The sequence below is a fragment of the Schaalia odontolytica genome (assembly GCF_005696695.1).
Taxonomy (GTDB): Bacteria; Actinomycetota; Actinomycetes; order Actinomycetales; family Actinomycetaceae; genus Pauljensenia; species Pauljensenia odontolytica_C.
Genome location: NZ_CP040006.1, coordinates 1,469,539 through 1,487,003 on the forward strand (window position 1 = coordinate 1,469,539; position 17,465 = coordinate 1,487,003).

The 17,465-nt window shown below is 66.3% G+C and carries 19 protein-coding genes; 1 reads left to right on the forward strand and 18 read right to left on the reverse strand.

The genetic code is table 11. The features are described 5' to 3' along the window. Positions 1-19: 19 nt before the first annotated feature. The 7 genes from FBF35_RS06445 to FBF35_RS06475 form a co-directional block, all read right to left on the reverse strand. A complete protein-coding gene (locus tag FBF35_RS06445) occupies positions 20-868 on the reverse strand; it encodes a TrmH family RNA methyltransferase (protein ID WP_060567457.1) in 849 nt (282 codons plus the stop codon). Between the two features lie 3 nt (positions 869-871). Next, positions 872-1,252, reverse strand: a complete 381-nt coding sequence (gene rplT / locus FBF35_RS06450; protein WP_007587751.1) for a 50S ribosomal protein L20 — start codon at positions 1,250-1,252, stop codon at positions 872-874. Positions 1,253-1,279: 27 nt separating this feature from the next. Further along, entirely contained in the window at positions 1,280-1,474 is a 195-nt protein-coding gene (rpmI, locus tag FBF35_RS06455; protein ID WP_005871559.1) for a 50S ribosomal protein L35, read from the reverse strand. A 36-nt stretch (positions 1,475-1,510) separates the two neighbouring features. Beyond that, entirely contained in the window at positions 1,511-2,176 is a 666-nt protein-coding gene (gene infC / locus FBF35_RS06460; RefSeq protein ID WP_082632903.1) for a translation initiation factor IF-3, read from the reverse strand. A gap of 273 nt (positions 2,177-2,449) precedes the next feature. Then, a complete protein-coding gene (locus tag FBF35_RS06465) occupies positions 2,450-3,217 on the reverse strand; it encodes an SseB family protein (RefSeq protein ID WP_060567459.1) in 768 nt (255 codons plus the stop codon). Continuing rightward, positions 3,214-3,939 carry a HisA/HisF-related TIM barrel protein gene (locus FBF35_RS06470; RefSeq protein ID WP_060567460.1) on the reverse strand — a complete coding sequence of 242 codons (726 nt, stop codon included), beginning with the start codon at positions 3,937-3,939 and terminating at the stop codon, positions 3,214-3,216. The genes FBF35_RS06465 and FBF35_RS06470 overlap by 4 nt, the downstream gene beginning before the upstream one ends. Beyond that, the gene (locus tag FBF35_RS06475; protein WP_060567461.1) at positions 3,936-4,583 is read right to left on the reverse strand and encodes a hypothetical protein; all 648 of its coding nucleotides are present in this window, start codon (positions 4,581-4,583) and stop codon (positions 3,936-3,938) included. The genes FBF35_RS06470 and FBF35_RS06475 overlap by 4 nt, the downstream gene beginning before the upstream one ends. 92 nt (positions 4,584-4,675) lie before the next feature. Between FBF35_RS06475 and FBF35_RS06480 the strand changes: the two genes are divergently transcribed. Then, positions 4,676-4,906, forward strand: a complete 231-nt coding sequence (locus FBF35_RS06480; protein WP_060567462.1) for an RNA-binding S4 domain-containing protein — start codon at positions 4,676-4,678, stop codon at positions 4,904-4,906. 54 nt (positions 4,907-4,960) lie between these two features. On the opposite strand, the gene dnaE is transcribed toward FBF35_RS06480, so the two are convergent. The 11 genes from dnaE to murG form a co-directional block, all read right to left on the reverse strand. Next, a complete protein-coding gene (dnaE, locus tag FBF35_RS06485) occupies positions 4,961-8,503 on the reverse strand; it encodes a DNA polymerase III subunit alpha (RefSeq protein WP_060567463.1) in 3,543 nt (1,180 codons plus the stop codon). A 129-nt stretch (positions 8,504-8,632) separates the two neighbouring features. Continuing rightward, positions 8,633-9,538 carry an RluA family pseudouridine synthase gene (locus FBF35_RS06490; RefSeq protein ID WP_060567464.1) on the reverse strand — a complete coding sequence of 302 codons (906 nt, stop codon included), beginning with the start codon at positions 9,536-9,538 and terminating at the stop codon, positions 8,633-8,635. Positions 9,539-9,546: 8 nt separating this feature from the next. Next, positions 9,547-10,050, reverse strand: a complete 504-nt coding sequence (gene lspA / locus FBF35_RS06495; protein ID WP_034464347.1) for a signal peptidase II — start codon at positions 10,048-10,050, stop codon at positions 9,547-9,549. Positions 10,051-10,120: 70 nt separating this feature from the next. Beyond that, complete coding sequence (locus FBF35_RS06500; protein ID WP_060567465.1) at positions 10,121-10,702, reverse strand: DivIVA domain-containing protein; 582 nt, start codon at positions 10,700-10,702, stop codon at positions 10,121-10,123. Positions 10,703-10,874: 172 nt separating this feature from the next. Further along, the gene (locus FBF35_RS06505) at positions 10,875-11,186 is read right to left on the reverse strand and encodes a YggT family protein (protein WP_003792680.1); all 312 of its coding nucleotides are present in this window, start codon (positions 11,184-11,186) and stop codon (positions 10,875-10,877) included. Between the two features lie 8 nt (positions 11,187-11,194). Next, complete coding sequence (locus FBF35_RS06510; RefSeq protein WP_034464341.1) at positions 11,195-11,647, reverse strand: cell division protein SepF; 453 nt, start codon at positions 11,645-11,647, stop codon at positions 11,195-11,197. 179 nt (positions 11,648-11,826) lie between these two features. Next, positions 11,827-12,585, reverse strand: a complete 759-nt coding sequence (locus FBF35_RS06520; protein ID WP_060567466.1) for a polyphenol oxidase family protein — start codon at positions 12,583-12,585, stop codon at positions 11,827-11,829. Beyond that, positions 12,585-13,838 (reverse strand): cell division protein FtsZ, encoded by a 1,254-nt coding sequence (ftsZ, locus tag FBF35_RS06525; RefSeq protein WP_034464337.1) that lies wholly within the window; start codon positions 13,836-13,838, stop codon positions 12,585-12,587. The genes FBF35_RS06520 and ftsZ overlap by 1 nt, the downstream gene beginning before the upstream one ends. 127 nt (positions 13,839-13,965) lie before the next feature. Then, a complete protein-coding gene (locus FBF35_RS06530; protein WP_060567467.1) occupies positions 13,966-14,853 on the reverse strand; it encodes a cell division protein FtsQ/DivIB in 888 nt (295 codons plus the stop codon). A 59-nt stretch (positions 14,854-14,912) separates the two neighbouring features. Next, on the reverse strand, positions 14,913-16,304 hold the full coding sequence (murC, locus tag FBF35_RS06535; protein WP_060567468.1) for a UDP-N-acetylmuramate--L-alanine ligase: 1,392 nt from the start codon (positions 16,302-16,304) through the stop codon (positions 14,913-14,915). Continuing rightward, positions 16,297-17,421 carry an undecaprenyldiphospho-muramoylpentapeptide beta-N-acetylglucosaminyltransferase gene (murG, locus tag FBF35_RS06540; protein ID WP_060567469.1) on the reverse strand — a complete coding sequence of 375 codons (1,125 nt, stop codon included), beginning with the start codon at positions 17,419-17,421 and terminating at the stop codon, positions 16,297-16,299. Before murG ends, murC begins: the two co-directional genes overlap by 8 nt. Positions 17,422-17,465 lie beyond the last annotated feature (44 nt).

A 17,465-nucleotide genomic window follows, 5' to 3' on the forward strand; every position in this document is an offset into this window, starting at 1 on the left:
ACCGCGCCGCGAAGGCGCCTCAGTTTTCGACGCCTCGCACGGTCTGGGAGGCAAAGAGGCAGGTCGCGGCCGCGCTGGCCACGTTCAGAGATTCAGCATCACCCGTCATCGGGATAGACACGAGCGCGTCGCACAGGCGCATTTCATCGCCAGACAGGCCCCGCGCCTCGTTGCCGAACACCCACGCGTGCGACTGGGACAGGCGCGAGCGGGCCGACACTCCCTGCACGAGGAGGTCGGAGAGGCTGATCGAACCGGCGCCACCGCTGGTGCCCAGCAGGGCCGCACTGCGACCGTGAATGAGAGCGCGGGCTTCGGCAAAGGACGGAACCACGCACACGGGAATGTGGAAGACCGAGCCGGCGCTCGAGCGCACGACCTTCGGGCTCGCGGCGTCCACCGTGCCCGCGACGACCACGACACCGACCGCGCCGAATGCGTCGGCCGTGCGAATGATCGTGCCAACGTTGCCGGGGTCGCGCCCCTGAGCGAGCACGACGATCGTCTCGCCAACGCTCGGCTCAGGCAGTTCGCGCGACAGCGCATCCAGGGAGGCGACTGCGCAGATGCCCTGCGAGTCCCCCGACAGGGCCGCCGAGACCTCGGCGGTCACCGGATGCACCCAGCGCGTGGCGCGGCGGGCCACGTCCACGACGTCCGCGTGCGTCTCCCACGCGTCCTCGCGGACGTACACGTCACGCACCGCAAACGGTCGGTGCGCAGCAAGTTCACGCACTGCCTGAGGCCCCTCGACAAGCATCAGACCCGAGCGCGAACGCGCCGAGCGCCCGACCAGACCCGACACCCTGCGCACGCGATCGGCGCGGGGATTATCGAGGACGGTCAGGCGCTCGGCGGAAAAGCTCACCTATCAGGCCTTGGGGGCGTTGATGTCGGCGGGCAGCGCGTCCTTGGCGACCTTCACCAGGGCGTTGAACGCGTTGATGTCGTTGACGGCCAGCTCGGCCAGCATGCGACGGTCGACCTCGACGCCAGCCAGGTTCAGGCCCTGGATGAGGCGGTTGTAGGTCAGGCCCTGGGCGCGGGAGGCAGCGTTGATGCGCTGGATCCACAGACGACGGAAGTCGCCCTTCTTAGCCTTGCGGTCGCGGTAGGAGTAGACGAAGGAGTGAGTGACCTGCTCCTTGGCCTTGCGGTACATGCGCGAGCGCTGGCCGCGGTAGCCGGAGGCCTGCTCGAGTACGGTACGACGCTTCTTCTTGGCGTTGACAGAACGCTTAACACGTGCCATTTTCTACTGTTCTCCTCTAACTCGAGCTCACTTGCCCAGCAGACGCTTGACGCGCTTGACGTCAGCGGTCTCCAGGACCTGATCGGTCGCCAGACGACGGGTCTTACGGCTGGACTTGTGCTCCAGCAGGTGGCGGGCGCCGGCCTGCTCGCGCATGATCTTGCCCGAGCCGGTCGTGCGGAAGCGCTTCTTAGCACCGGAATGAGTCTTGTTCTTCGGCATTTCTATTCCTTCGTTGTGAGGCGATGGGTATCGCCGTCAGTCCTGTTCGGCAGCCTTGTCGGCTGCCACTCGGGCCTGGTCCTTGCTGGCGCGCTCCGCGCGCTTGCCCCGGCGCTCAGCGCGCTCGGCCTCGCGGCGCTTGCGCTGCTCAGTCAGGGCGTCAGCCTTGCGCTTGGTGGGGGCCAGCACCATCGTCATGTTGCGCCCGTCCTGACGGGGCATCGACTCGACGGTGGCAAGGTCACCAATCTCCTCGGCGAGGCGCTGCAGGAGGCGAACGCCAGCCTCGGGGCGAGACTGCTCTCGACCGCGGAACATGATCATGACCTTGACCTTGTCGCCGGCGGACAGGAAGCGCTCCACGTGGCCCTTCTTGACGCCGAAGTCGTGATCGTCGATCTTCAGTCGGAAGCGGATTTCCTTCAGCTGCGTGTTCGCCTGGTTGCGGCGAGCATCGCGGGCCTTCTGGGCGGCTTCGTACTTGTACTTGCCGTAATCCATGAGCTTTGCGACGGGCGGCTTGGCGTTCGGCGCAACCTCAACCAGGTCGAGCCCGGCCTCTTCGGCCAGACGCAGCGCGTCCTCAACTCGGACGACGCCGACCTGTTCACCTCCGGGTCCCACGAGGCGAACCTCGGGGACTCGAATACGCTCATTGATGCGAGTCTCGCTGATGAGCGGCTCCTTCCACAGAATCCTTATGCGTGTAACGAAAAGCCTCCGTTACGCGACGCGCACGGAGGCTTCCATAGGTCAACACACACGGGTGTTGACCGTCGTACCCGATCCCCTGCGCGGCGCCCCTGATGGGCGGCATCCTCTCTGTCGAGAGGCGGGTATCCAGGTGGGATTTCTCCGCTTGCGTTCCAGGCTTTCGCCCAGACGGTCGTACCAACTGTACCAGAAACAGCACAAGAGCGCCAGATCAGCAATCATTGCGCGCCTCACGCTTTACTGGGAGCGCGCGATGCTGGTTCAGCGCAGGACGGGCGCGATCTCGACCCGGTCGGCCGAGGCGATAAGGCGAGGGTTGGAACCCAGGGCGCTCAGGGCGCCCGACAGGTTTTCTTTCATCGCCGAGGCATCCTCTGCCTGCGCAAATCGCTCGCGGTCCACGGACACGACGACGCGCGTGAGACCGTCGCCCGCGTAGGCGATCTCAACGTCGACGATGGCCGGGCATGCCGCAGAGGCCTCGGCGAGCAGGAGCTCGCGCAGGGCCTCGTCGCGCCAGGCGGGCAGCCACTCATCCCCCTGCGCGAGCGCTGCGACGGCGGGGCGCGGTAGCAGCACTGCGTCGGTACCCGGGTTGACGACGATGCGCCCGCCCGTCTCCACGAGGGCGGTCAGACCGATCGTGCGGAAGTCCAGGGCCATCGGACGGTCGCCGGGGCGGTGAGCGGACAGTGCCTGCGCCGACGAATAAATCGCGAGCGCCTCCCCCGCGGGGGTCTGCGCGCGCACGAAGTCGATCGGATTATGACCGTTTTCGCCGGCATGAACGCCCGTCACGCGCGGGTCGGGCTCTACGTCGATGGGAACGATCACGCGCTCAAAAATGAGAGCATCGACGAGGGCCTCAAGCCGGGCCGCTCCCCCGTCGCTCCCCTGCCCCAACGCGAGCGCCCGGGCGGTCCGAGGAAGCCCCTGCCCCACGTCTGCGCGGTCGTGGCTCATCATCGACAGGCGCTGCGCCAGTCGGTTCTTCTGTTCCTCGGTGAGAGAAGGTGGCGTGGGAGTCATGAGAGTTCCTCGTATCCGGCAACATCCAGCGCATCGGCCAGAGTGAATGCGCCCTGGTACAGGGCCTTTCCGACGATTGCACCCTCGATACCGAGGGCACGCAAGGCTTCGATATCGGCCAGGGAGTTGACCCCACCCGAGGCGATGATGCGTGCGGGAGTCCGGTCCGCGACGCGGGCCAACAGTTCTCGATTGGAACCGTTCATCTGACCGTCACGAGTCACGTCCGTGACGACCAGGCGGGCCACACCCGCCTCGTTCAGGACGCGCAGAGCCTCCCAGACGTTGCCGCCCTCGCCGCTTCCGCCGCGCGCGGCCAGGCGATCGCCGCGCACGTCGAGGCACACGGCGACGCGCTCGCCGAAAGCGTCAACGGCCTCGCCCACGGCGTCGATGTCATCGAGGGCTTGCGTCGCGATGTTGACTCGCTCGGGGCCCATCGCCAACCCGGTCTCGATGGAGGCTCGGCTCGTGATGCCTCCCGACAGCTCGACGCGCACGGGAACCTCGCGGATCACCCGGGCGAGCATCTCAGAGTGTTCGCCGCGTCCAAACGCCAGATCCAGGTCCACGAGGTGCACCCAGCGAGCCCCGGCCTCGTCAAACGAACGGGCGACATCGAGGGGACTCCCCCAGGAGCCCTCGTCGATCGATCCGGAGGACAGGCGCACGGCCTGCCCGCCCGTCACGTCGATCGCGGGCAGCAGTTCGAGGATCGTCATGATTGCTTGCGTCGCAGCCAACCGAAGGGGCCGCCGCCCTGGCAGCTGCCGTCGGCGGCCACGGAATCCTTGTAGTCGGCGGGCGTCGTACGCCCCAGCAGGAGGTCCTCCGTCGCCGCGGGCATCGCACCCAGCAGCAGACCCGCGGGAATCGTCTCCTCGGGCTCGCCACCCACGTAGCGCTGGGCGGAGATGCGACCCGAGACACCCGGCTCCACGCCGTCACCTTCCACGAGCCAGCTCATGAGCGCGACCGCCCCGTACTTCGACAGGTTCGAGACGGCCCGGGCGACGCGATCCACCGCGTCGGGCATCGGACGCTGGCCGGTCAGCAGAGCGTCGAGCTCCTCCTCGTCGGTCGGCGTCGTCTCAACGCGCAGCCACACCGCGGTCCACGGCTTGAGACGCACGATCGACTCACGCACGCCCGTCAGAGCGAGCAGCGAATGCAGCGCCTCCGGGTAGGAAATAGGGGCGAGCACGAGGGCAACCGACAGGCGGCCACCCTCCAGGTGCAGGGACTCGTCAACGGGAGTGTCGTCCGGATCGAGGGACGGCAGAGGATCGCCCGCGGCGGGCGTCGATCCCAGCGATGCAACCAGCGACTGGAACTCCGCGTCGATATCGTCGTTGTGAGCGCTCACCGCTCCTCCTTATACTGTGTGTCTCTACCCAAGGATACTGTTCATCCACGCCCTCGCGCGTGATGCGCTCTCCACCAGCGAAAGGATTCACCATGAGCACACCGACGATCCCCGTGCGCGGGGAGATCAAGCTCGGCCAATTCGTCAAGCTCGCCTCCCTCGCGGAAGACGGCGCACAGGCCCGCGAACTCATCCAGGCCGGCGACGTGACCGTCAACGGCGAGGTGGAGACGCGCCGCGGCCATCACCTGAGCGCCGGCGACCTCGTCGAGGTCGACGCACCCTGGGGCAAGGCCTCAGCGATCGTCGGATCCGCCTCCTAAGCACCCCCGTCGACGACGCGAGCCGAGTCCCACCGGGGCCCGGCTCGCATCATGTTAGGACGAGGTGACGACACCACCCGCGCCGACGACTGCCTTGATGTGGCTGAAGAAGGCGCTCGTCTGCTCGACGCGCAGCTTCGGATCCAGCTCGACGACCGTCGTGCGCCCCGGCTCCGTCAGGTGCAGACGCACCGGAGAGCCACCCGGGTAGGATTCGAGGACGCCACGCAGGTCGGTGAGCAGCTCGGGCGTACACCGGGCCGCCGGCAGGCGCAGGTCGAGGGGCAGGTCCGCCCCGCCCGACAGATCCAGGAGAGTCATCGACTGGCCGTAGATGGTCATGCCCTCCTCGCGCACGTTCACCTTGCCCTCAATCTGGACGATGATGTCCTGCGCGAGGTAGGTCTGAATCGACTCGTAGGAGCGCGGGAAGAAGAGCACATCCACCGAACCCGACAGGTCCTCGATCGTTGCGATCGCCCACGCGTTGCCCTGCTTCGTCACCTTCGTCGTGACGCCCGAAATGAGGCCCGCGATCTTCACGATGCGATCCGCCATCGCCCCCTCCGAGCCGACGACCTGCGCGATCTCGTAGTCCTGGTGGCGTGCCAGCGCCGCCTCCACGCCGCGCAGCGGGTGGTCGGAGACGTACAGGCCCAGCATCTCGCGCTCAGCCGCCAGCTTCGTCTTGCGGTCGAACTCGGGCAGGTCCGGGATATCGATCGTCAGGCCAGAGCCCGTATCCTCGTCCTCCCCCAGAGCGCCGAACAGGTCGAACTGTCCGATCGCCTCGTTACGCTTAACGTCGATGATCGCGTCCACGGCCTCGTCGCAGCGCGCGAGGAGGGCGCGGCGCGTGTGACCCATCGAGTCGAAAGCACCGGCGCGGATGAGCGACTGGATCGTGCGCTTGTTGCACACCACCTGGGGCACCTTGTCCAGGAAGTCCTGGAACGAGGCGAAACGCCCCTTCTCGGCGCGGGTTTCCACGATTGCATCGACGACAGGGCCACCCACGTTCTGGATGGCGTTCAAGCCGAAGCGGATCGCCTCGCCGTCAGGCGCAAAGTTACCCATCGACGCGTTCACGTCCGGGGGCAGGACCGTGATGTCCATGTGGCGGCACTCCGCCAGGTACAGGGCTCGACGATCCTTGTTGTCCTTCGTCGAGGTCAGCAGGGCTGCCATGTACTCCGTCGGGAAGTTCGCCTTGAGGAAGGCCGTCCAGTAGGAGACGAGGCCGTATGCGGCCGAGTGGGCCTTGTTGAAGGCGTAGGCGGAGAAGGGAACGACGACGTCCCACAGGGCCTTGATCGACTCCTCGGAGTAGCCGTTATCCACCATGCCCTGGCGGAAGCCCTTGAACTGCTGGTCCAGGACCTCCTTCTTCTTCTTACCCATGGCCTTACGCAGAATATCTGCCTGGCCCAGCGAGTAGCCCGCCAGCTTCTGGGCGATCTGCATGACCTGCTCCTGGTACACGATCAGACCGAAGGTCGTTCCCAGGATGTCCTCGAGCGGCTCCGCCAGCTCCGGGTGGATGGGCGTGATCTCCTGGCGCCCGTTCTTACGCAGCGCGTAGTTCGTGTGGGAGTTCGCACCCATCGGGCCGGGACGGTACAGGGCGCCGACGGCCGAGATGTCTTCGAAGTTGTCGGGCTTCATGAGCTTGAGGAGGTCACGCATACCGCCACCATCCAGCTGGAAGACGCCGAGGGTGTCGCCTCGTCCCAGCAGCTCGTAGGTCTTCTTGTCGTCGAAGGTCAGGTGGTCGAGGTCCGGGTCCGGCTTGCCGTTGAGCGCAATGTTCTCAAGGGCGTCAGACACGACGGTCAGGTTGCGCAGACCCAGGAAGTCCATCTTCAGCAGGCCCAGCGTCTCGCACGTCGGGTAGTCGAACTGCGTGATGATCGCGCCGTCCTGCGGGCGCTTCATGATCGGGATGATGTCGGTGAGCGTGTGGGAGCTCATGATGACCGCACACGCGTGCACACCCCACTGGCGCGTCAGGCCCTCCAGGCCGAGAGCGTACTGGACGACCTCGTGCGTGTCGGGGTTCTCCTCGTAGAACTTACGGAACTCCGAGGCCTCGGCGTAGCGCTTGTCCTTCTCATCGAAGATGCCGTGGACCGTGATGTCCTTGCCCATGATCGCCGGGGGCAGCGCCTTGGTGAGCTGCTCGCCGACCTTGAAGTCCTTGCCGAGGATACGCGCGGAGTCCTTCAGGGCCTGCTTGGTCTTAATCGTGCCGTAGGTGACGACCTGGCTGATGCGGTCCTCGCCGTACTTGCGCTTGACGTAAGCGATGACCTCGTCGCGCCTGCGTTCGTCGAAGTCGACGTCGAAGTCGGGCATCGAGATTCGCTCGGGGTTGAGGAAGCGCTCGAAAATCAGGCCGTGCTCGAGGGGGTTAAGCTCGGTGATCTTCAGGGCGTAGGCAACCATCGAACCCGCGCCCGAGCCACGCCCCGGTCCCACTCGGATCCCCTGAGACTTCGCCCAGTTGATGTAGTCGGCGACCGTGAGGAAGTAGCCGGGGAAGCCCATCTTGATGATGACGTCTTCCTCGTACTGGGCCTGCTTGCGCACATCGTCCGGAATGCCATTCGGGAAGCGATCGCGCAGGCCTCGCTCGACCTCCTTGATGAACCACGAGGTCTTGTCTTCACCCTCGGGCACCGGGAAGTCGGGCATGTAGTTGGCGCCCTCCTTCGTGGTCGTGAAGTGCACGTCGCAGCGCTCGGCGATCTCGAGGGTCGAGTCGCAGGCGCCGGGCAGCTCGCTCCACAGCGCACGCATCTCGTCCGAGGAGCGGATGTAGTAGCCGTCGCCGTCAAACTTGAATCGGTCGGGGTCGTTGATGCGCGAGCCGGAGTTGATGCACAGGAGCGCGTCCTGGATCTTGCGGTCCTCGCGCTTGACGTAGTGCGCGTCGTTGGTCGCCACGAGGGGCGCGTTCATGAGCTTGGCGATCTCGAGGACCTGCTGGTGGGTGCGCCGCTCGATGTCGATGCCGTGGTCCATGACCTCGACGTAGAAGTTCTCCGCGCCGAAAATGTCGCGCAGCTCTGCGGCCTCAGCCACGGCCTCGTCCCACTGCCCCAGGCGCAGGCGCGTCTGCACGGCGCCCGAGGGGCAGCCTGTGAACACGATGAGGCCCTCGTGGAACTGGCTGAGCAGTTCCTTGTCGGCACGCGGCCACTTGCCGAACTGGCCGTCCGTCGAGGCGTAGGACCCCAAGCGGAAGAGGTTGTGCATGCCCGTCGTGTTGTAGGCGACCAGGGTCAGGTGGTTGTAGGAGCCGCCGGCGCTCACGTCGTCGGCGCGCTGCCACGGCTCACCCCACAGGACCTTCTGACGATCGAAGCGCGAGGTCCCCGGCGTCACGTACGCCTCGAGGCCGATGATCGGCTTGACGCCCGCGTTCTTGCAGTTCGTGTAGAAGTCGAAGGCACCGAAGAGATAACCGTGATCCGTCAGGCCGATCGCGGGCTGCCCGAGACGGGCGGCCTCCTCCGCCATCGCTTTCGTCTTCGCCGCTCCGTCGAGCATCGAATACTCGGAGTGGTTGTGAAGGTGCACGAAGGAATCAGCCATGCGTTGATTCTACTGTCCGAGGCCCGCGCACCCACGGTGAACGCCCCGAGCGGAGCGGTCGTTCATCTCACGGCGTGACAGCCACGACGAGGCCGGGGCAGGGAAGCGCGGAAACCTCACCAACGGGGGTCAGTCGCGCGGGTGGCGCAGCTCCTCGAGAGCATCGGCGAGATCATCCGGATAGGGACTGGACACGCTCATCGGCATGCCCGTGCGAGGGTGGGCAAATCCGAGTCGAACGGCGTGCAGCCACTGGCGGGTGAGCCCCAGGCGCTCCGCCTGGGTCGGGTCAGCGCCGTAGAACGTGTCACCCACGCACGGGTGCCCGACGGCGGCCATGTGCACGCGGATCTGGTGGGTGCGTCCCGTCTCCAGGTGCACCTCGGTGAGCTGAGCTCCCGCCATGAGCTCGAGGGTGTCGTAGTGGGTGACGGCGCGCTTGCCACCGTCGATGACGGCCATGCGCCATTCGCGCGAAGGATGACGACCGATCGGAGCGTCGATCGTGCCCGAGGCCGGGTCAAGGTGCCCTGCCACAACGGCGTGATACACCTTTTCGATCGTGCGTTCTTTGAACGCACGCTTCATGACGGTGTAGGCGAGCTCGGACTTGGCGACCATCATCGCCCCCGAAGTACCCACGTCAAGCCGGTGTACGATGCCCTGGCGCTCTGGGGGCCCGTAGCTGGTGATGCGATATCCGGCCGCCTCCAGGTTGCCCAGGACCGTGGGGCCTTCCCAACCGGGGCCGGTGTGTGCGGCGACGCCGACGGGCTTATCGACGACGACGATATCCTCGTCGTCGTAGAGAATCGCCATGTCGGTGACCGGCGTCGGCTTGCTCTCCGGTTCCGGGATGGTGACCTCGATGATGTCGAGGGCCCCGAGGCGATCGGATTTGCCGGCGGCAACGCCGTTGATGAGGACGTGCCCCTCCCCCGCCAGCTCCGCGCAGCGAGAGCGCGACAGGCCGAGCATGCGGGCCAGAGCGGCATCGATCCTCTCACCCACGAGGGCGTCGGGGACGGGAAGCATACGGGAACTCACTGGGCGTCCTCCTTCGACGGTTCACGGGAGAGCGCGAGGGCCAGCAAAGGAGCCCCGAGGACGATCCAAATGTCTGCAACATTGCCGACGAACCAGTTGCCGTAGGCGATGAAGTCGGTGACATGACCGACGCCGAAGCCGGGTTCGGCAGTCAGTCGGTCGATCAGGTTTCCAACGGCGCCGCCCGCCAGCAGCGCGATCGCCAGCAGGGTCGAGGCTCGGTGGACGCGACGCGCCATCACGACCAGCACGCCGATGATGACGACAGTGAAGATCGTGAGAATCCACGTCTTGCCGGCAGCGAAGGAGAACGCGGCACCCGAATTGTGCACGAGGGACAGCGACAGCCACTGCCCGATGAGCGGGCGCGGCCCCTGGCCGTCGAGGGCGGTCCGCGCCCACATCTTTGACACCTGATCGGTGGCAATAGCGGCAGCGAACACGAGGCCCGCGTACATCCACGTCGCGCGGGTGTGGGTCGGGTGCGAGGAGTCAGCCATGGTTCCCTATCTTAAACGAGCGGCGGCGGCGCACCACGAAGTGCACCGCCGCCGGTCAAAGCGATTGCGATCAGTTCTCGCCGTTGTCGACCTCTTTGAGGAGGGTCTCGAGGTGGTTGCGCAGGTTCGAACGGTACTCGGCCTCGAAGGTACGCAGACCGTTGATCTTGTTCTCGAGCAGCTCGCGCTCCTGGTCGAGCTGGGAGAGCAGCGAGTCCTTCTGCTTCTGGGCGTCGGCGATGATCGCGTCGCGCTGGGCGTTGGCCTCGGCGATGATCTTCGCGGACTGCTCTTCGCCGTCGCGCACGTACTCGTCGTGGACGCGCTGGGCGAGGGCCAGCATGGAGGTGGCGGACTCCGCGTCCTGCGGGCCGGTGAGGGCCGGGGCGGCGGGTGCCGGGGTCTCGACGACCGGGGCTGCCACGGGGGCGGGGGTCTCAGCCGGCGCGTAGTCGGAGTTGGACAGCTCGGCAATGCGGCGCTCAGCGGCCTCGAGCTTTTCCTTCAGATCCTGGTTCTCCATCTGCAGGGAGTAGATGGTGGAGACAACCTCGTCGAGGAACTCATCAACCTCGTCCTGGTCGTATCCCTCGCGGAACTTGACGTACTGGAACTTCTTGTTGAGGACATCCTCGGTGGTGAGCAGGGCCATTTCTTCGCCTCTCGGTCGTTTCGATTGGACGCGCGGAAGCCGCACGCCTGGACGACCGGGAAGGTCGCCCGCTATCACGTCACGAAAATAATAACTGAAATTGTCACACTAGCAACATCCATCACGAGGTGAGGGTCGTTTTTGTGGGACCTCTCATCCCCCTTTTTGAGCACTACAGGCTCAAAAAGTACAGGAAAGTAGCGAAGCGCTGCCCAACGATAAGCACCAGGAATAAGAGCATGAAACCGACATCGATTGCCATGCCTCCACCCAGGCGCAGGGGCGGAACGAAGCGCCCGATCCAACGAATCGGAGGATCAGTCAGCGCGTAGAGAACATTCGCGAGGACCAGCAGAATGCCACTCGGGCGCCATCCGCGCGCGAAAAACTGAACCCAGTCCAGAATGACGCGCGCGAACAGCACCATCATGTAGAGGTTGATGAGAACGCTCAGTCCCCACCCGATCCAGCCAAGAATGGCCACGAGCGACCTCAGCCCTGGTTATAGAGGGAACCGCGACGGCCGGAGGTGTTATCGCCCGCAACCTCGACAGTGGCCGGGGACAGGAGGAAGACACGATTGGTGACACGCTCGATGACGCCGTGCAGGCCGAAGGTCAGGCCAGCTGCGAAGTCAACCAGTCGACGCGCCTCTTCCTCACCCATGTCCGTGAGGTTGATGATGACGGGCGTACCATCGCGGAACGCCTCACCGATCGTGACCGCGTCAGAGTAGGCGGTGGGGTGGATCGTCACAATGCGAGTGAGATCCTCGGCCGGCTCGTCACGGCGAATGCTGGTCAGGGTCGGACGGGACACGGGAGTAATGTCGGCCACGGGAGCTACCTCTTCCACCTCGTCGAATTCGTCGAATTCATCGATGGGCTCCTCCGGTGAGTACCAGCCCATAAACTTACGTGCGCGTGCACCGAACGACTCGCTCATTGTTCCTCCTTCAGCCGATGCATAGCCACAAGCTACAGTTACCGAGCGGCATCGCCGAGCAGGGCGCTCGGCGCGTCGCAAGGACCGTGCCGGCGAGCCTCGTCACGGGGTGTTTCCGCGCCGAACCATGGCGCAGGAAAGCAGCCGACTCGCGGCCCATTCGGAGGTGTAGGCCCCAGTCAGGCGGGAACGATAATGAGAGCCTGGCGACCGCAGGACGAGTCAGCGCGATACGAGAAGAGGTCGGCGTCCTCGAGGGTGCAGCGCTCGTCGATATCCACTCGCACGCCCCGGGCTCCCAGGGCCGAGGCTGCAGCGCCTGGCAGGTCGAGGGCAGGGGTGTCCCACGACGTGACAGAACGGATGCCGGGCATGAGTTCTTCGCTCTCATCGGCCATGTCGGCGGGCACCTCGTAGCAGCGCCCGCAGATCGCCGGGCCGATCAAGGCGTTGATCGGGCCGCCGTCGAGGCTACGGATGCGGTCAATGGTCTTGTCAAGGATCCCGCCGAGAAGGCCGCGCCGACCCGCGTGCACGGCTGCGACGATCTGACCGGAGGCGGCGGAGAACACGACGGGCAGGCAATCCGCGGTCTGCACGGCGAGGGCAGGAGCGTCCTGCCAGTCGCGGGCGTCGACGATGATGCCGTCGGCGTCGACGGGCCCCCACTCCCCCGTCGCAGGCTTACCGAGCGTCTCTCCGGAAGCCGCCAGAGTGGGCGCGCTCTCGCCTCGAATGATGAGCTCCACCCGGGTCGAATGAGTCTGATCCATCCAGACAATATCGCGTCCGAGCGTCGCCGCCAGTGCACGCCTGCGATCGCGCACGAGCGGCTCCCGGTCGCCCACATGGAGGCCAACATTGCCGCATAGCGCGCCGGTGCCCGGGTCCACCTCGGTGAGGTGGACCCGGGCACCGGCCCAGAGCTTGTCACTCATCAGCGCAGGAAGGGAGGAATATCCAGCTCTTCCTTCTCGGGCGCCTCGGGGTAGACGCGAGGAACCTCAAAGGAGTGCTCGGACTCGGACTCCTCGTACTCAGCGGCAGCAGGCGTCTCGACGGGGGCCGGAGCGGCCTCACGCACGGGGGCAGCAACATCGGCGCGGTGCTGCGGGCGACGCGTCGACAGCTGGGTGATGCGGGTGGTCTCGGCGGCCGGAGCCTTGGCCTCGGGAGCGGCGGGACGCTGCTGAGCCACCGGAGCGGACACGCGGGCGACGTTCGGGCGCGACAGTGCCGCATCCGCGGCCTCGTCGAAACCGGCGGCGATGACCGTCACGCGGATCTCGTCACCCAGAGCATCGTCGATGACGTTACCGAAGATGATGTTCGCCTCGGGGTGGGCTGCCTCGCGCACGAGCTGCGAGGAGCTGTAAACCTCTTGCAGGCTGAGGTCGGAGCCGCCCTGGAAGAACATGAGCACGCCGTGGGCACCGTCGATCGAGGCTTCCAGCAGCGGGGAGGAGATGGCGCTCTCGACGGCGCGCAGCGCACGATCCTCACCGGTCGCCGCGCCAATACCCATGAGGGCCGAACCGGCGTCCTTCATGACCGACTTGACGTCGTTGAAGTCCACGTTGATGAGGCCGGGGGTGGTGATCAGTTCGGTGATGCCCTGGACACCCGAGAGGAGCACCTGGTCGGCAGCACGGAAAGCGTCGAGCACGGAGATGTTCGCGTCGGAGATCTCCAGGAGACGGTCGTTCGGGATGACGATCAGGGTGTCGACCTCTTCGCGCAGGGTCGTCACGCCACCCTCAGCCTGAGCCGCACGGCGGTTGCCCTCGAACGAGAAGGGACGGGTCACGACACCAACCGTCAGAGCGCCGGCATCGCGGGCGATCTTGGCGACAACGGGGGCCGCACCGGTTCCGGTGCCACCACCCTCACCAGCGGTCACGAACACCATGTCCGCACCCTCAAGTGCGGCGGTGATCTCGTCGATGTGATCCTCCGCAGCCTTGCGGCCGACGGCCGGATCCGCGCCAGCGCCGAGGCCGTGCGTCAGTTCGCGGCCGATGTCGAGCTTGGTCTCAGCATCAGACATGAGCAGAGCCTGCGCGTCAGTATTGACGGCAATGAACTCAACGCCCTTGAGGCCGACCTCGATCATTCGGTTCACGGCGTTAACTCCGCCGCCGCCGACGCCGACGACCTTGATCACTGCCAGGTGGTTTTGCGGTGTCGCCATGGATGTCTCCCTTGCATCAGACCCTCAACCTCTAGTTGAAGGTTGATGTTTAACGTGCTTCGTGTCGGAAAGAACCTAGGGGTCCGCGGGCAATCCTTCAAGCCAACACGCGGACAAAAGAAAAGGCTTAACTGGTCACAGGGTGATTCGGCGAGGACACGTCGTATGTGCTCGCCTGAACGTTCGCCAGCAAAGTGGCCAACACCCGCGCCTTTTGCGGCGCATCTCCGCGGGTTCCCCACTTGACGGTTTGGCCACCGCGCAGCGTGAAGTTCACCTGAGTTCCCGTCGACGTCACGGCCGACACCTGGGCGCGCGTCGCCTCGTCCAGCGCCCCCAGCACGGAGGCAATATCTGCCGCGCCGGTCGCCCGGTCCTCCGGGAGTGTCACGAGCGGGTAATCCCCCGCCGACGGCACCTGTTGGAAGGCGACGCCTTGATCGTCCACCAGCCAGTAGCCACCCGACGCGGCCTCCACAGCCATGCCCGTCCGCATCGTCACCGACACGCGCAGGCTGGTGGGCCATCGACGCGATACGCTCGCCGAGCGCACCGCCACGTTTGACTCCACCGCGCGTGCCACCGCCTGCGTGTTCAGGCGCGTGAGCGGAACCCCCTCGAAGGAGGCGATTGACGATCGCACGGAATCCGCCGTCACCAGCGTGCCATCCTCGCCCGAAACGACGACCGCAGACGACGAGAACGCGAAAACGGGCGAGAAGAACGCGACCCACACGCCTCCCGCTGCGAGCGCGAGCGTCACGAATGTGAGCGCGATACGACGAGCGAGGAGGATACGACGCGCGCGGGTACGCTCACGCAGGCGGCCCCCCAGATCCGTCGCTTCCTCGCCGCCCAGCAGGGATGCGGCATCTGCGACGGGCATAGGGCGATCCACGGTCGTACGCACGCGGCGGCGCTGCGTGAGCGAGGAGGAACGACGCTTCGGCGCCTGCGCGTCCTCATCCGCAGACGGGGACACGATCTCATCAAAAGACGAGGCGGCCTCCTCCACGTGTGACGGCTGCTCCTCGTGAGAGCGAGCACCTCCCGGGCGCCTCGGCGACGGTGGCCTCATGCCTCCATCCGCTTCCACTCATCGAGCACGTCGGACGCACAGTGAGTGATCGAACCAGCGCCCATCGTCAAGCACACGCCGCCCTCGGGGGTCAGCGAAGCGGCCAGGCGTGCAGCCTCGTGCATGTCCTCAACGTAGGACGCGCCCTCGACGCGCGACGAGATGAGGGACGAGTCGACTCCCGGCTCGGGATCCTCCCGGGCGCCGTAGATGCCCGCGAGCACAACGTGGTCCGCGCCCGACAGCGCCTGGGCGAAACGCTCCGCGAAGATGCGCGTGCGCGAGTACAGGTGCGGCTGGAATACGACGGTCACATCGCCCTCGCCCGCCACGACATGCGCCTCGCGGATCGCGGCCTCCACCTCCGTCGGGTGGTGGGCGTAGTCATCGAACAGGCGACGCGAACCGACCTGGCCGCGGGCCTCGAATCGGCGTGCCGCACCGGTAAACTCGCCCAGGCCATCCGCAATCGCCTGAGGCGACAACCCGCATTCGATGCCCGCCACCCACGCGGCAGCCGCATTGAGCACGTTGTGCTCGCCGGGGACGCTCAGCGCCAGCGACGCGCTGAGTTCGCCCCACGTCAGCGACGCGCCAGCCCCGTGCGCTTCCACGCGCACGTCAGCGATCACCACGTCGGGGGTGCACAGCGAACACTCGAGACGACCGTAGGTAACGACTCGCAGCCCTTCGGCGCGCGCCGATTGCGCCAGCCGAACGGCACCCTCGTCCTCGGCGCAGGTTACCAGCAGGCCCCCGGGGACCATGCGGCGCGCGAACTCGACGAAAATCTCCTCGAACTCCTCGCGGGAGTGGTACCGATCCAGGTGATCGGGCTCGACGTTGGTGACGATCTCGATCGCCGGGGTGTAGTTCAGGAACGAGCCGTCCGACTCGTCCGCCTCAGCGACGAACACGTCCCCGCCGCCCAGGTGTGCGCCGGTGCCCAGCTGGGGCAGCACACCGCCCACGGCCACCGACGGGTCGAGCCCGCAGGCCGACAGGCCGATCGCGAGCATGCCCGACGTCGTCGTCTTCCCGTGCGCGCCGGCGACGCCAACAAAGCGCATGCCCGAGGCTGCGAGAGCAAGAGCCTGCGAGCGGTGAATGACGCGCTGGCCGCGCTCGCGCGCAATCGCCAGCTCCGGGTTGTCCTCGCGGATAGCAGTCGAGACCACGACCACCGAGCTCGGGTCCACGTGCGAGGCCTCGTGCCCGACGAAAGCGCGAACGCCCACCGAGCGCAGGTGCTCGAGAACGGCGGACTCCTCACGGTCAGAGCCTTCGACCGTGGCCCCCCGCGAAGTGAGCAGCTCCGCGACGACGCTCATGCCCGCGCCGCCGATACCAATCAGATGGAAACGATCCTGCAGCGTCGGCTCACTCATGGCCGGCCTCCTTCACCTGTTCCAGAGCCAGATCCGCCAGCGCACGGGCGGCTCCCGCGCGACCCAGCGACTGGGATGCGGCCGCCATGTCCGCCAGGCGGGTCGAGCCCAGCAGCGGGAACACGTTGCGGCGCACAAAGTCGGCCGTGAAATCCTTGTCGTCAACGAGCTGGGCGCCACCGGCGGCCACGTGGTCCGCCGCGTTCAGGCGCTGCTCGCCGTTACCAATCGGCAGCGGCACGTAGATGCAGGGCAGGCCCAGGGCCTCCATCTCGGCCACGGTTCCCGCGCCCGAACGACACACGACGAGGTCCGCGACGGCCAGCGCGTCCTCCATCGTCGTCAGGTAGTCGATGACGTGCCAGCGGTCCGACAGACCTGCTGCCTCAACGGCGGTGCGCACAGGCTCATCCTTGCCCCGGCCGGTCAGGTGCACGACCTGCGCGCCTTCCGGCAGAGCGTCCGCGGCACCGGTCATCGACTCGTTGACGTGCAGAGCACCCAGCGAACCACCGGTCACCAGCAGCGTCGGTGCATCCGGATTGACACCAAGACGCTCGGCTGCCTCGCGGCGCGCCTGGGCAGCACCCTCAGCGTCTGCGCGGCGGTCCGCAAGCTCAGCGATCGCCGCACGCAAGGGTAGGCCCGTCACGACCGTGCGGCCGTTGCGTGCCTTCAACGGAGAGGAGGGGAACGTCAGGGCGACAACCTTCGCGTTGCGCGCGCCCACCTTGTTCGCCAGGCCGGGTCGCGCGTTCTGCTCGTGAATGACGATCGGCACACCTGCGCGCTTCGCCGCAATGTACGCGGGCGTCGACACGTAGCCGCCAAAACCAACGAGGACGTCAGCGCCCTCCAGGGCCTGAGCGCAGCGCTTCACGGCGTCCGCGAAACGACCGGGAAGAGTGAAGAACGCCAGGGAGGGACGCCTCGGCAAAGGAACGCGGGGAATTTCCACGAGCGGGAATCCTGCGGCGGGAACCAGATCCGCCTCCAAACCAGCCTTCGTCCCCAGAACGACAACCTCAGCTCCACTCTCGCGCAGCTGCGCCGCCGTCGCCAGCAGAGGATTCACGTGACCGGCAGTACCGCCGCCAGCCATCACAACCTTGACCATATGCGTCTCCTTTACGCGTGTGCGTGACACCAGTGTAGCGAGCC